The 13170-nt window shown below is 61.5% G+C and carries 12 protein-coding genes and 4 pseudogenes; 9 read left to right on the top strand and 7 right to left on the bottom strand.

The genetic code is table 11. From position 1 onward, the window contains the following. The first annotated feature begins 44 nt into the window (after positions 1-44). Complete coding sequence (locus H7A12_02370) at positions 45-185, top strand: hypothetical protein (GenBank protein ID MCP5319669.1); 141 nt, start codon at positions 45-47, stop codon at positions 183-185. Between the two features lie 136 nt (positions 186-321). Here the strand turns inward: H7A12_02370 and H7A12_02365 are convergent, their stop codons facing one another. Continuing rightward, positions 322-621, bottom strand: coding sequence for a hypothetical protein (locus H7A12_02365; protein MCP5319668.1), 300 nt, complete (start codon positions 619-621; stop codon positions 322-324). Here H7A12_02365 and H7A12_02360 point away from each other — a divergent pair. Together H7A12_02360 and H7A12_02355 are read left to right on the top strand one after the other, a co-directional pair. Next, on the top strand, positions 620-949 hold the full coding sequence (locus H7A12_02360) for an IS66 family insertion sequence element accessory protein TnpB (GenBank protein MCP5319667.1): 330 nt from the start codon (positions 620-622) through the stop codon (positions 947-949). The genes H7A12_02365 and H7A12_02360 overlap by 2 nt on opposite strands. 133 nt (positions 950-1082) lie before the next feature. Next, positions 1083-2726, top strand: coding sequence for an IS1634 family transposase (locus H7A12_02355; GenBank protein ID MCP5319666.1), 1644 nt, complete (start codon positions 1083-1085; stop codon positions 2724-2726). A gap of 52 nt (positions 2727-2778) precedes the next feature. Here H7A12_02355 and H7A12_02350 read toward each other — a convergent pair. After that, a pseudogene (locus H7A12_02350) lies at positions 2779-3015 on the bottom strand (transposase domain-containing protein). Between the two features lie 226 nt (positions 3016-3241). Between H7A12_02350 and H7A12_02345 the strand changes: the two are divergent. Then, entirely contained in the window at positions 3242-3388 is a 147-nt protein-coding gene (locus H7A12_02345; GenBank protein MCP5319665.1) for a tyrosine-type recombinase/integrase, read from the top strand. Positions 3389-3580: 192 nt separating this feature from the next. Here the strand turns inward: H7A12_02345 and H7A12_02340 are convergent, their stop codons facing one another. From H7A12_02340 to H7A12_02325, 4 genes are all read right to left on the bottom strand, one after another. Continuing rightward, positions 3581-3991 (bottom strand): transposase, encoded by a 411-nt coding sequence (locus H7A12_02340; GenBank protein ID MCP5319664.1) that lies wholly within the window; start codon positions 3989-3991, stop codon positions 3581-3583. 75 nt (positions 3992-4066) lie between these two features. Beyond that, complete coding sequence (locus tag H7A12_02335) at positions 4067-5134, bottom strand: site-specific integrase (protein ID MCP5319663.1); 1068 nt, start codon at positions 5132-5134, stop codon at positions 4067-4069. Further along, positions 5131-6099, bottom strand: coding sequence for a tyrosine-type recombinase/integrase (locus H7A12_02330; GenBank protein MCP5319662.1), 969 nt, complete (start codon positions 6097-6099; stop codon positions 5131-5133). The genes H7A12_02335 and H7A12_02330 overlap by 4 nt, the downstream gene beginning before the upstream one ends. Continuing rightward, the gene (locus H7A12_02325; protein ID MCP5319661.1) at positions 6096-6983 is read right to left on the bottom strand and encodes a tyrosine-type recombinase/integrase; all 888 of its coding nucleotides are present in this window, start codon (positions 6981-6983) and stop codon (positions 6096-6098) included. Before H7A12_02325 ends, H7A12_02330 begins: the two co-directional genes overlap by 4 nt. Before the next feature lie 66 nt (positions 6984-7049). Here H7A12_02325 and H7A12_02320 point away from each other — a divergent pair, with 66 nt between their 5' ends. From H7A12_02320 to H7A12_02300, 5 genes and pseudogenes are all read left to right on the top strand, one after another. Beyond that, complete coding sequence (locus H7A12_02320; GenBank protein ID MCP5319660.1) at positions 7050-7361, top strand: transposase; 312 nt, start codon at positions 7050-7052, stop codon at positions 7359-7361. A 197-nt stretch (positions 7362-7558) separates the two neighbouring features. Next, positions 7559-8329 (top strand): annotated as a pseudogene (locus H7A12_02315) (IS110 family transposase). Between the two features lie 112 nt (positions 8330-8441). Further along, positions 8442-9578: pseudogene (locus H7A12_02310) on the top strand (transposase). 194 nt (positions 9579-9772) lie between these two features. Then, positions 9773-10390: pseudogene (locus tag H7A12_02305) on the top strand (IS110 family transposase). A gap of 81 nt (positions 10391-10471) precedes the next feature. Continuing rightward, on the top strand, positions 10472-11398 hold the full coding sequence (locus H7A12_02300; GenBank protein MCP5319659.1) for a transposase family protein: 927 nt from the start codon (positions 10472-10474) through the stop codon (positions 11396-11398). Positions 11399-12117: 719 nt separating this feature from the next. On the opposite strand, the gene H7A12_02295 is transcribed toward H7A12_02300, so the two are convergent. Beyond that, positions 12118-13170, bottom strand: a complete 1053-nt coding sequence (locus H7A12_02295) for an IS66 family transposase (protein MCP5319658.1) — start codon at positions 13168-13170, stop codon at positions 12118-12120.

The following is a 13170-nucleotide window of genomic DNA, read 5'->3' as shown; positions in this document are numbered from 1 at the left end:
CGGTGTCCAAACCGGCATGATGGGTAACAAAACAGGCCGGGAGGGTGGGTTACACAAGTTACGATATTGGCAAGGCCGAAGTGACGCTATTGGGATCGAATCCACGGTTCGTGGTCACTTCGCTCGATGCGCACGACTGGGACGTTCGGGCGCTGTACGAAGACATCCTACAGCGCGTGTTGTGAGATGAAAAACCGCATCAAGGAAGCACTGCGTCAGCTTGGTTTGCAGCACACACAGTTTGCACGTGCAGCACGAATCGTCCGCCGCCGCATACCGTCCCGGGTCACCCGGTGTTTGTCAACAAAGATGTCCGCTTTCTCATGCTGCCATGCCTATTGATTTGGATGACAGCACGTCGGTTTTGTCCGGGTTGAGGTAAACAACACGGACGGGCTCCCAGTTACGCACCGGACGGGTTTTCCAGCGTAACGGATGGGTTGCCTTGGCACGCTCGTACACCCACGCTCGATGGGCCAAGGTGGCCGTGTCTTCGCCTGCATGGCGTTGCGTCGGCGTGACGAAACCAAAGTAACCGTCCAAACCACGCCGTTCTGTTATCCCGTCTGAACCTTCGCGATGCTCTGTTTCAACGCAGTGATGTTGGAGGAGTATCGCCATGGGTTCGGCATCGACGGGTTCAGGTTCTGTGCGCAAGTATGCGCGTCACAGCGCGGCACAGTGGCGCGCGCTGATCAGCGAGTTCGAGGCGAGCGGCGTTTCGCAGCAGACGTTCTGCACCCGTCACGGCCTGGCGAAGAGCACCTTCGAGCTGTGGCGGCGCAAACTACGCGAGGCCCGGAACACCGATGTGGCGGGCGCTCGGCCCGAGGCGCTGTTTGTCGAGCTGACCGCACCGGTGGTCGACAAGACCGAGGTACTGCCGGCCACACCTGTGTGGGAGGTAGAGCTCGACCTGGGTGCCCCAAGTTCCGCACTTCGTCTCTGATTCAGTCCTCTGAAAGCCCTGTGGCGTACGGGATTTCAGGCTTTTTCGGCCTGTTTCCAGAAAAGTAATGTTGTGCCACGTATTTTATATTTAATGCTTGTTTATCCTTTAATGACGCTTATAATGTCGTGCCATGTATGCACGCATCAAACAAAGCGGTCCACGCCAGTATCTGCAGCTGGTCGAAGGTCGCCGTGAAGGCGACAAGGTGCGCCAGCGCGTCATTGCCACCCTGGGGCGGATCGATCAACTTCAGGACGGTGCACTCGATGCCCTGATTGCCGGCCTGCAACGCGTTGCAGGCCACAAGACGGTGTCGCCTGGACAACCCCAGTTCCTCGCTGCCCAGGCGTTCGGGCACGTGTATCTGCTCCATGAGCTCTGGCAGTCACTGGGCCTGGAGTCTGCGCTGTCCCGTGCGCTACGTTCCACGCGCCGCCGGTTCGACGCGGCGGCGCTGGTGCGCGCGATGGTCTTCAACCGCCTGTGCGAGCCTACCTCGAAGCTCGGCGTCCTGCGCTGGCTGGAGACGGTCAGCCTGCCCGATGCGCCGGAGACGGTCACGCACGACCAGCTGCTGCGAACGATGGATGCGTTGATGGAGCATATCGATGCGGTCGAGGCCGTCATTGCGGAGCAACTGCGCCCGCTGCTCGATCGATCGCTGTCGGTGGTGTTCTACGACCTCACCACGGTGCGTATCCAGGGGGACGGCACGGTGGTGGACGATGTGCGTGCCTTCGGGCTCAACAAGGACACCGGAGGCATTGCTCGCCAGTTCGTGCTCGGTGTGATCCAGACCGCCGAGGGGCTGCCGATCGCCCATGAAGTCCATGCGGGCAATGTCGGCGAAGTGTCCACGTTGCTGCCCGCCATCGAGAAGGCCATTGCGCGCTATCGGATCGAGCGGGTGGTACTGGTGGCGGATCGTGGCTTGCTGAGTCTCGACAACCTGGACGCGGTAGAGGCACTACGCACCGCGACTGGCCAGGCGGTGGAGTACATTCTCGCCGTGCCGGCACGGCGTTACGCGGACTTTGGCGAGCTGGTGGCCAACATGCCACTCGATGCGGGTGTCGGCGAGTCCAAGTGGCAGGGGCGGCGCCTGGTCGTCGCGCACGACTCCGGGCGCGCGGCAGAGCAAAGCGCCCGGCGCCGCGCCCTGATCGCGTCCATCGAGGCCGAAGGCGAGCGCATGGCGAGGCGCCTCGACGAGGCGGACGCAGGCCAGCCGCTGCGCGGGCGCAAGTCCACCGACCGGAGGGCGTATCTGCGTTTCTGCGAGGCGGTCAGCGAAGCAGGGCTCAGCCGTATCCTCAAGGCAGACCTGGCGGCGGAGCGCTTCAGTTTTCACCGCGACGAGGCCGCGATGGCCAACGCCGAGCGCCTCGATGGCAAGCTGCTGCTGGTCACCAACACCGCACTCGCTGCCGATGAGGTCATTGCCCGCTACAAGGCACTGGCCGACATCAAGCGTGGCTTTCGGGTGCTCAAGAGCGATATCGAAATCGCTCCCGTGCATCACCGCCTGCCCGAGCGTATCCGCACCCATGCGCTGATCTGCTTCCTGGCCCTGGTGCTCCATCGGATCATGCGGCAAAAGCTCAAGGCGGCGGGCAACGGACATTCACCGACTGCAGCCCTCAAGATCCTGCAGACCATCCAGCGTCATCGGGTCAAGGTGGGCAAAGACACCCTGCGCGGCATCAACGCGCCTGACCCCATCCAGCAAGAACTCTTCAGCGCACTCGGCACCAGGACGCCGCCAAACCACTAGCGTTGTGCCACAAACGCCATGTTGGAATCAAATAAATCAATCACTTGCGTCTCTAGCTGCGGAACTTGGGGGGTATGGATTTCATGGGATCGTGAGCGAAGCGTGCCTTCCACTCGCGCGGCGTGAGCTCGACTGCCCGACTCGCCGGATGCACGCTGAAGCGCTGTAGCACATCGACCAGATAGGTGTATGGGTCCACGCTCTGTAGGCGGCAGCTCACCAGCAGGCTCTGGATAACCGCCACCCGCTCGGCACCGACCTCGGTCCAACAGAAGAGCCAGTTTTTTCTGTTATGGAAAGCTTTCCATAACAGAAATTATGCACGGTTCACTGTTATGGAAGGTTTCCGGGACGCTGCTTGATTTCGCTTGGTATTTCGCGACTCGCAGCACGCCGTCTATGTTGAGTTACCTTTCATAATCCGGACTGCTTTCGTGGCGATCTCACGATCGTCACGGGAGAGTACTCATGCCGCCCCGTAAGCAATTCGAAGTGTTGCTCGCAAGCATTCCGAGTTGGCGACCCAGCACGTTTCTCCGCACATCAACCGGCACTCGACTGCCATGCATATGCTCCAGGCCGGCGTCAACATCACCGTCGTTGCGCTCCGGTTCGGGCACGACAACCGCGCCTCACTATCTCGGGGGCAGACCTCGCGATGAAGGAGAGCGCATTGATGGCATTGAGTCCACCCGGCACCGGGTCGATCGGTTACCGGCCGACAGATCACATCCTGCGGCTCTGCAGGCCTTGTAGTTATGTAAGGTTCGATTGAATGACCTATGGCAGGTGACGAGGCTGAAGCGGCTCCGGCACTGGCTATTACCGTCCGCAGTCGTGCACCTTTGCCGACGTCAGCCGTCGCAACCTTCCATAACAGTGAACCGTGCATAACGCCGTCCCATTGGAACCGCCCGCAGGCTGCGCTCCAGGTGGTTGGTGTCGATCGGCACATCCGGATCCGACAAGAACACCCGCAGACTCGCCACCCGTGCCTTCGCGTACTGGATCGCCTTGGCAAGCGGGTTACTCGGCAACAGATCCATGCGGTGGCACTGGTCGTCACACCAGTGCCAGAAGCGGTTGACGATCGGCTCGCTGTGCTGTGTTCGGTAAGCGAGCTTGTGTTCCCGGTCCAGGTTCTGTTCCCGGATGATCTGCTCGTGCCGGTACAGCGCGGCAATCATCGCCAGCGCCTCGGCCGCCGCCTGCGGTTCGGCATCTCGGGCCTGCTCGAAGCCTCGGCGGCAATGCGCCTTATCCAGATCTCTGGATAAGGCGCATTATCCCGAGTCTGCAGTTATCCGTAGTTACGCTGCAGAGCGCGCGTCACGCTCGGCTCATTTTCGAGTTTCACAATCTGATTGCTCCGGATAATAATGGGGCGTCGATCCGACCGACGCGAGATAGGTGAGCACATCGGGCTTCGGCTTCCACGGCCGCGGACGAGTCGGGAGAAGTCCCGATCGGCTCCAGAATAACTCCAGTGCGTCGCGTTTCATCTGCAAATTCGTCGCGACGTAGCGACTGGTGGTGGTAATGCTGGCGTGTCCGAGATAGTCGCGTATTACCGTGATATCGACACCGGCCTGCAGCAGTGCCACTGCGCAGCTGTGGCGCAGAACGTGAGGTGTGATGCGTCGGCGGCGTAGCTGTGGGCAGGTACGAACTGCCATACCCGCATATTTACGTAACAGGTATGCAGCTCCATCTCGGGTCAACTGCTGGCCGTTTCGGTTACAGAACACGTAACCTTCGGGTGAGTCTGAGCCAACTGCCAGCAGTTGCGCCAGCGCCTCTGTCGTCTCATGCCACAGAGGGCACAGTCGCTCCTTGCCTCCCTTGCCGAACAGCCGCACGCGTCGCGGCAGGATCAAGGACAGGTGTTCGGCGCGTACGCCGAGCGCCTCGCTGATACGAGCGCCGGTGTTGTACAAGAAGAGCATCAGCGCGTAGTCGCGGCGTCCAGCCGTAGTGGTGCGGTCGGGCTGGGTGAGGAGTGATTTAACATCCGGCGGCTCGAGGTACTGCGCTGCGCCGAGATGTGCTCGCTTATTCGGTATCGACAGCACGCGTTGATATTGTCCGGCGCGTGGCAGGTCGTGTTCGACAAGGTGGCGGAAGAAGCTACGGATGGCCGCCAAGCGGGCATTACGGCTCGCGACACTATTGGCCCGCACCGTCTCGAGATGTGCCAAGAATGCAAGGATGGCATCGACGTGAAGGTCATCGAGGGTAAGTTCTGCGACCGGACAGTTGCGCCGGTCGGCGAGGAACCTGAACAGCAGTCGCAACGTGTCGCGATAGGCACGGATCGTGTGAGCACTGGTGCCTCGGGTCTGGATCAGGTAGCCGCGAAAGTATGCTTCGACCGACGACAGAAGAGTGGCATCGCAAACTCTGCTCATGACCACCCTCCCGGCTGCGCGAACCGCGCGGCAAAACGATCAGCGGCAATTTCGAGCAGCTCCGCCGTAGCGTGAAGATAGACTTCGGTACCGAGTACGTTGACGTGCCCCATGTAGGCCGAGAGCCATGGCAGGCTGGCGTGCAAGTCGACACCGTCGTGGTACCAGGCCGTGAGTCGGTGGACGGCAAATGCGTGACGCAGGTCGTACGGGCGGGGTCCGCAGCGGCCCATCGGGCTCTTCATGCCCAGCCGGCGCAAAAGGCGGCGGATCGCATCCGATGTCGCACGCACCGTGACGCCGTCCCCGTTCAGTCCGACAAACAGTGCCGGTTCGTTCGCTCGGCCAAGGGCATGCAGCAGTTCGTCGCGTTGGCGAAGATAGCGCGCGAACACCTGTGCCAAGTCGGCCTGGAACGGCACATCACGGCTTCGCCCCTTGCTCTCACGGATATGTAGCACCCAGCGCGCATTGTCGAGATCGGACCGCAGGAGCCGGACTGTCTCGCCCAAGCGCAAACCCGTGCAATAGGTCGCAATCAGCAACATCCGGAACATTTCGGGCCAGAAATTGTGTCCGTGATAGTGCTGTGTCGCATGGATCAGCCGACGGATCTCCTCCAGCGAGAAAATATACGGGACGTAGAGCGATTCAGTCTGCGGCGCCAAACTGACCGGCGGCACAAACGCCGCGGGGTCACTACGGCGCAGGTACAAGCAGAACTGCCGCACCGCGCCGAGGTCGTTCGCAAGGGTGACCGGCTTGCGTCCGGGGCGGCGTAACAGCCACGTCCGGATCGTAGCCTCCAAGTCGATCCGAGACCGCGGTCCTCTACCGTGGCGGGCAAAGTGCTCGAAGCTGCGCAGCGTCGCCTCGCCGCGTCGGTACGAATGCCCGAGCGCGCGTTTGTACTTCAGGAAGGCGGTGACTTCCTGCCCAAGGTGCGCCGCTGCCAGAGCGTTCATACCGGAACCGGCAGCGACAAGTCCCGAAGGCGATCGCTGGTGACGCGCAGGTAGGCGGACGTGGACTTCGGGTCACGGTGGCCGAGAATGTCTCCGATGATCTTGGGCGCAACACCGAGCTCGAGCTGCCGACAGGCCTGCGTGTGACGCAGTGCATGCGTGCCGAGAAACGGCGCTGTGACATCGGCTCGCTGCGCTGTCGAATGCAAAATCCACCACACCGTGGTTGAACAGGCCAGGGACTTGAATGGCGTGCGCATTGTGACGAATAAGTGGCGTGACGGCGTGTACGCCGGGCGTCCACGCTTCAAATAGTCGAGGAGCGCGCGAGCGACTGGTGGCAGCAACGGTAGTTGAAACTCCACGTCGGTCTTCGGACGCTTGATCCGGAACTTTGCTGCTTGCCAGTCGATGTCATCGAGCGAGATGCGGATGACCTCTCCGGCTCCGAGCCCGTAGACGCTCATCATCAGCAACAGCGCGTAATCGCGACGCCCCTTCGGGCAGGCACGGTCGACCGCATGCAGAATCCGTTGTACATCTGTCCATGGCAATGCGCGGTGTGGTTGCTCGTCGGTGCGGATGATCGGAGCCGGCACCGAAGTGGCGAGATCGACATCGATCACACCAGTGACGTGCAAGAATTGTAGATAACTGCGGATCGTCGAACAGATGCCCGCGACCGTTCTGCGCGCGAAGCGTTGACGACACGTAACGATATACGCGTCGATCTCCGGCAGGCCGATAGGCAGCCCCGCGACGCCCCGATTGCCCCGGTAATGGAAGAACTCCGACAGATGCACGAGCTTCTTGTGAATGGTTCGCGGGGAGTTGCCACGCACATCGTGCAAAAAAGCGGCGAAGGTCTGGAAGCGAGGATCCACTGGTGGTGTCTTGCCCCGAGATTCTTGGACCCAGTGTAATGTGATTTCTACGCTGAGGAACAAGCCATGGGAAAGCGGAGTGAACTATCGGTAGAGAAGCGCATCGAGGCGGTGTTGTCGATGCTGCGCAAGGAGGAGCCAGCGGCGCAGGTAGCGCGCCGTTATGGGGTGAGTGAGCAGTCGTTGTACCGCTGGCGTGATGATTTTCTACAAGCCGGTAAGCAAGGGTTGAGCGGCAAGACCGCGAATGCGGCACTGACGAAGGAAGTGTCACGACTGCAGCGCGAAATCGAATCGCGCGAGCAGGTGATCGGGGAGCTTACGGTGGCGAACCGCGTGTTAAAAAACCTCTCTCGCGGCCTGCCGCGTCCCTTGTGACTAGAAACACACGCCCGGCTACACTGCGCCGACGCCTGGACTGAGGCCGTAAGCCTTTTGGAGGTTGTGACCCCGTCAAAAAACCTGGCCCAGGGGAAGCTGCGGACCCAACTGTGGCGGCACTTCGTGTGACCCCGTTTAGGAAGATGATCTGATCCGAGTCCCCGTCCGGCGTACTCAGCCAACAGGAGATGATCATGTCCAAATCTACGACAAAACCACGTGGATTGCCTGTCATCCACGAACGAGCTGCCGGCATCGATATTGGTTCGCGCTTCCATGTTGTTGCCGTTGCAGCGGAACTTAGTGACGAACCAGTACAGACGTTTCAAGCCTTCACCGCCGATATCGAACGCATGGCCGACTGGTTGGTATCCGTTGGTGTGAAAACGGTGGCGATGGAGTCCACCGGCGTGTACTGGGTGCCGGTGTACGAGGTGCTGGTCCGACATGGCATCGATGCCATCGTGGCCAATGCGCGAGAGGCTCGCGCCGTGCCGGGTCGCAAGAGCGATGTCAACGATGCGCAGTGGTTGCAACGGCTGCATGCCTGTGGGTTGTTGCGAGCAAGCTTTCGGCCGACGGGCGGCATCGCCGCCCTGCGCTCGTATCTGCGCCAGCGTGAACGACTTCTCGACTATGCGGCTGCACACATTCAGCATATGCAGAAAGCGCTGACCTTCATGAACCTGCAGTTGCACCATGTGGTCAGCGATATCACCGGCGTGACGGGTATGCGGATCGTCCGTGCCATCGTCAGCGGCGAGCGTGACCCACAGGTGTTGGCCGCCATGCGCGATGTCAATTGCAAGGCATCTCAGGAGACGGTATGTGCCGCCCTCGTGGGCAACTACCAGGCTGAACATGTCTTTGCGCTGCAACAAGCGCTTGCACTGTATGACAGTTACCAGGCATGTATTGATGAATGTGATAAAGCGATCGAACGGATACTGCTGAGCCTCTTGCAAAACGCATGAGGTAGCGTGGATTTTTTGCGATGGTGCGCGGAAAGGAAGGGAGAGTGGGCGGCCATTTCTGGCATGATGCAGTTGTCAAATCCAACACCATATCGCCCACGCCATGAATGCTACCCGTCGAGACCTGATCCTGCAACGCTGGCATGTCATCCAGCACGAGGTGCTTCCCGAATTGAAGCAAGACCTCGGCCAGACGACGCCGAAGCTCGAGCGATTGATCCACCTGCTGGAGTGGGTGCGGATCGAGGAATTCGTTGCCTCGTCCCGGGTAAGGTGCGGCGTCGGACGCCGTCCACACGATCGGGCGTGGCTCGCGAATGCCTTCGTGGCCAAGGCGGCGCTGGGGTTGACCACGACTGCGGCGCTGATCGAGCGATTGATGATCGATCGGGCTCTGCGGCGGATTTGCGGATTCCCGCTGTACCGCAAGTTGCCATCGGAAGCCACGTTTTCGCGGGCCTTCGAGGAGTTTGCGACCACGAAGTTGGCCGAGCGTGCATGCATGAGACGTTGATCAAGACGCATCTCGGTGATCAGCTGATCGGTCACATCAGCCGCGACGGCACGGCGATCAAGGCGCGCGAGCGACCGGTGCGCGGTACGACGGCAACGGCGACCAATTCGATGTCGGGGCATACACCGTGCACGAAACGGGTGGGCCACGGCGTGATGAAAAGTGCACGGTGGTCACGCGCTCGCCGATCGAGCGCCAACGCGGACAGTGCCCGGCTGAGATGCTGGCGGAGATTCCGACCGCCTGTGATCGCGGCACGAAGTCCAATGCGCAGGGCTACAAGGTCAGCTGGAACGGCTACAAGCTGCATCTCGACACCGCCGACTGTGGGGTGCCGATATCGGCGCTGCTGTCCGCGGCCTCGATGCACGACAGCCGCGCCGCGATCCCGTTGTCGCTGATCAGCGCCGAGCGCGTGACCAATCTCTACGATGTGATGGACGCCGCCTACTGCAGCCTCGATCTGCACGAGCACTGTCGTAGCCTGAACCACGTACCGCTGATCGATCACAATCCACGTGGCGGACTCAAGGCGAGTCGTTCGATCCGGCGGACGCCGTGCGCTACAACGAGCGCACCGTCGTCGCCGAGCGCAGCAACGCGCGGCTCAAGGACGAGTTCGGCGGCAATCAGGTGCGCGTGCAGGGCGCCGCCAAGGTGATGAGCCATTTGATGTTCGGTGTGCTGGTGCTCAGTGCCGATCAGTTGATGCGGCTGCTCTTGTAGGTACGCTTCACCCGATCCCATCAAAGTCCTCCTCCCCACCCACGCGGGAACGGGCAGCTATCGACTGCGCCCGACAAAACGGCTCGAATGCGTCGAAATCGATCGCTGCGATCACATTCATGGGTTCGAAAATCCCGACAAAATGCTGCTACGCATGTGGTGGGACACATCAGGCGGTTGCGCAATGAAAAACGCAAAGAGTTTTGCAAGAAACTCTGCTTGATCTGAGTGCCGACAAGGCGTGTCCCGCGTCACCGTTGCCCAAGGCGCGACACAAGACGCGACACAAGAATGCGTTGCGCTTTGATACGCGGCCCGCGTTATATCAGCTTGCGGGGACCGACTTGACGCAGATCCACGGCATCGGGCCCTTCCTCGCGTTGCGTCTGATTGCAGAGTGCGGCACCGACCTGAGCCGTTGGCCAACAGCGAAGCACTTCACCTCCTGGTTGACCTTGTCGCCAGGCTGCAAGATCAGCGGCGGCAAAGTGTTATCGGCGCATACGCGAAAGACCAGCAACCGGGTTGCGGCACACCTGCGGTTGGCTGCGGTGACAGTGGGACGAACGAACACGGCACTTGGCGCATTCTATCGACGTTTAGGGGCACGAATCGGTAAGGCCAAGGCAGTGACTGCGACGGCGCGCAAGATTGCCGTTTTGTTCTACAACGCGATGCGATTTGGCACGGACTACCGAGATCCAGGCAGCGATCACTACGAGCACAGATACCGTGAACGTGTCGTCAAGCAATTACATCGACGTGCGGCCGAGTTCGGTTTTCGGTTGGAGGCTCTCGAGGGTGTTTCTTAGGAAGCTCTCGGGCCCATCACTTTGAGCGCAGAAGTACGGGTCCTGATTGTGGCGCAGGTTCGCGCGAATCCCAGGGTACGCATGAAGGCGGTGCTGCGTGCGCTAGGCGTGGCCGCATCAACCTACTACCGGCGCGCGGTTACGGGACAACGGGCTCGCCCGGGTCCCAAGCCTCAGGTGCTTGACGAAGGGCAGAAGGCCACGGTCGTAGCGTACGCGCGACGCTACCCGTGGTGGGGCTACAAGCGTCCGACCATCGTGCTCCGGCGCGATGGTCATGCGATGAGCCGCAAGTTCGTGCACGCGGTGTTCAAGGCCGAGAAACTGTTCCAGAAGCGCCGCGCCACAGCGGCCGAGTTGCACCAGAGTGCGAAGCTCTTCGAGCTGCTGCCGACGCGGGTCAATGCGCTGTGGCAGGCGGACGTGACCTATGTCCACATTCCTGGCCACGGGTGGTGGTATGCGGTCACGGTGATCGATTACTACAGCCGTTACCTGCTGGCGCTGCATTTGACGCCAAGCTATGCGGCGCCCGAGATCAACGTGGCGATCGATCAGGCGCGAGCCGAGGCTGAGCGTCTGCACGGAGAGATCGGGACACAGCCGTTTTTGGTGACAGACAACGGCTCGAGCTTCCTGGCCAAACGTTTTCGGGCGCATGTCGGGGAGACGTTTCGTCACGTGCGTACGCGCTACCGCACGCCACAGCAGTTGGGTCTGCTGGAGCGTTTTCACCAGACACTCAAACGCGAAGAGGTGTACTGGCAGCTCTACGACTCGCCGGCCGATGCACGCGAGAAGTTGGCCGCGTTTCGCGAACGCTACAACACGATCCGCCCGCACTGGGCGCTCGGGCCGGCTGACGGCGGTGATGTGGTTACGCCGCGGGACGTGTATGTCGACGGAGTAGCCATCACCTTGCCACGCTGGCAGGGTTGGGCAAAGGCAGCGCGCAGGAAGCTCGACGAAGCGCTGGCGCAGGATGCCGAGCGCAGGCGGGTGGCCTGAGATGCACAGGCCTGTGCACTTGTGGACGCGTCCTGCGGAGCGGGGCAAGCCCTGCGGGCCGTGTGGACACGCCGTGGACAACATCCCTGTTGCCCACCGCGTGCCCACGACTCTTACCCCTCGCGCCCACAGGGTACACAGGCACAACGAGGTGCTTTGCGCCTGCCTTGCAGAGAGAATGCGAGATGGCGACTATGCCGACGGGCATGGCCGACACGCCCCGGTTCGGTCTCTCACAAAACCGGGTCAAGCGGGTCCAGTGGAACTGGGAGGCAAGACAGGTGGCGCAGCCTGTGGGGGGGCTCCACGGCGGCATTGGCTCGCCTAACATCGAGAGGGCAAACGCCCATGCGCGCAACGGTCCGTGTGATGCGGCGGTCGCAACCTCGATCCGGCCGTGACGACAACTGCCGTGCAATTGCCACCAGCGCGCGAAGCGCTCGGCACCGCACTGTGTCAGCTCGGTGCGCTGATCCAGTGAGTACCGCTCGCAGTAGCGAGCAAAGCGATACAGCCAATACTCGTAGACGGCGAGCGACTGACGTCCCAGCCCGTGATTACGACGCCAAACGTGTTTGACATCGGTCAATCGATACGGAACACCGACGGGTCGCCGCATCGGGCATCTCCCGCACTCCACGAAACGCGTGGTCGTCAGTCAATACAACGCTGGCTGGTCGATGCGGATGACGCCGCCGCATTATCCGGACAAAAAACGCTTACTTTGTGACACGAAGCCGCTGCTTGATGCATCTACTCCGGATAACTGCAGACTCGGGATAATGCGCCCAACAACCCGCGTGGGTGATACCACCCTTGCGTGCCGCATAGGCGCTGTAGGCGGCGTAGCCGTCCGAGAGCAGCGTTCCCCGGAAGTCCGGCCCCAGGATCTTCTCGACATGGTGGTGCGCCCGGGTCGGCGCGTAGTGGAAGACGATCTCGTCGTCCTCGCCGTAGATCGGCCAGAGGTAGGCCTGGCGCATCTTGCCCTGCTTCTCGCGTCCCGCCTTGATCGGGGTCTCGTCTATCGCTACCACCGATCCGCTGAGGATGTGGGCGTGCTGGGCGGCTGCGATGGGACGCAGCAGATCGATGGCCCGTCCGCTCCAGTTGCCGAGGCTGGTGCGGCTCAGCTGGATGCCACACTGGGCGATCCGCTGGTGCTGGCGATACAGCGGCAGGTGGTAGCAGAACTTGTCGACGAGCATTCCGGCCAGCAGGCTCACATCGGCCACACAGCGCTCGAGTACGCTGGCCGGTGCCGGGGTGCTGACGATGCGCTGCTCGTCGACCAGCTTCCAGGTCTGGTAGTGGTACTCGATGATCCCGTAGCTGCCCGGGCGCTGCGCCAGGCGGTAGCTGACGCGCTCAGAGACCAGCTTGCGTCGCTCCTCGGGTACGGCGGCAATCGCCGGATCGACGATGGTGATCACGTCGCGGGTGACATCGGGGCCAAAGCGCAATCCTGAGTCGTTCACCGCCGCATCGCGCACCTTGCCCCGGCGCGTGTAGGTGATCGACTGCTCGGGAGGCGGTGGGGACTTCTGCGGCGGTTCAAGCACACCGAGTGCATCGAGCAGGTTGCCCTGCACGGCAGGATCGATGCTCAGCTGCTTCTCGCTCTTCTGCCCGAAGAGCTGGCGCTTGAACCAGTCGAGCTGCTGCTTCAGCGCGGCGATCTCGGCGCCAAACTGCTGCGTCATCGCGGCCATCTGCACCGTGAGTTGCGCATTAGTTTGTTCGAGTTCGACGATGCGCGAAGCGGCGTTCAA

It is taken from the genome of Pseudomonadales bacterium (assembly GCA_024234165.1).
Classification (GTDB): Bacteria; Pseudomonadota; Gammaproteobacteria; order Pseudomonadales; family UBA5518; genus UBA5518.
The sequence above is the reverse complement of the archived record's forward strand: the minus strand, read 5'-3'. Positions and strand labels throughout refer to the sequence as shown.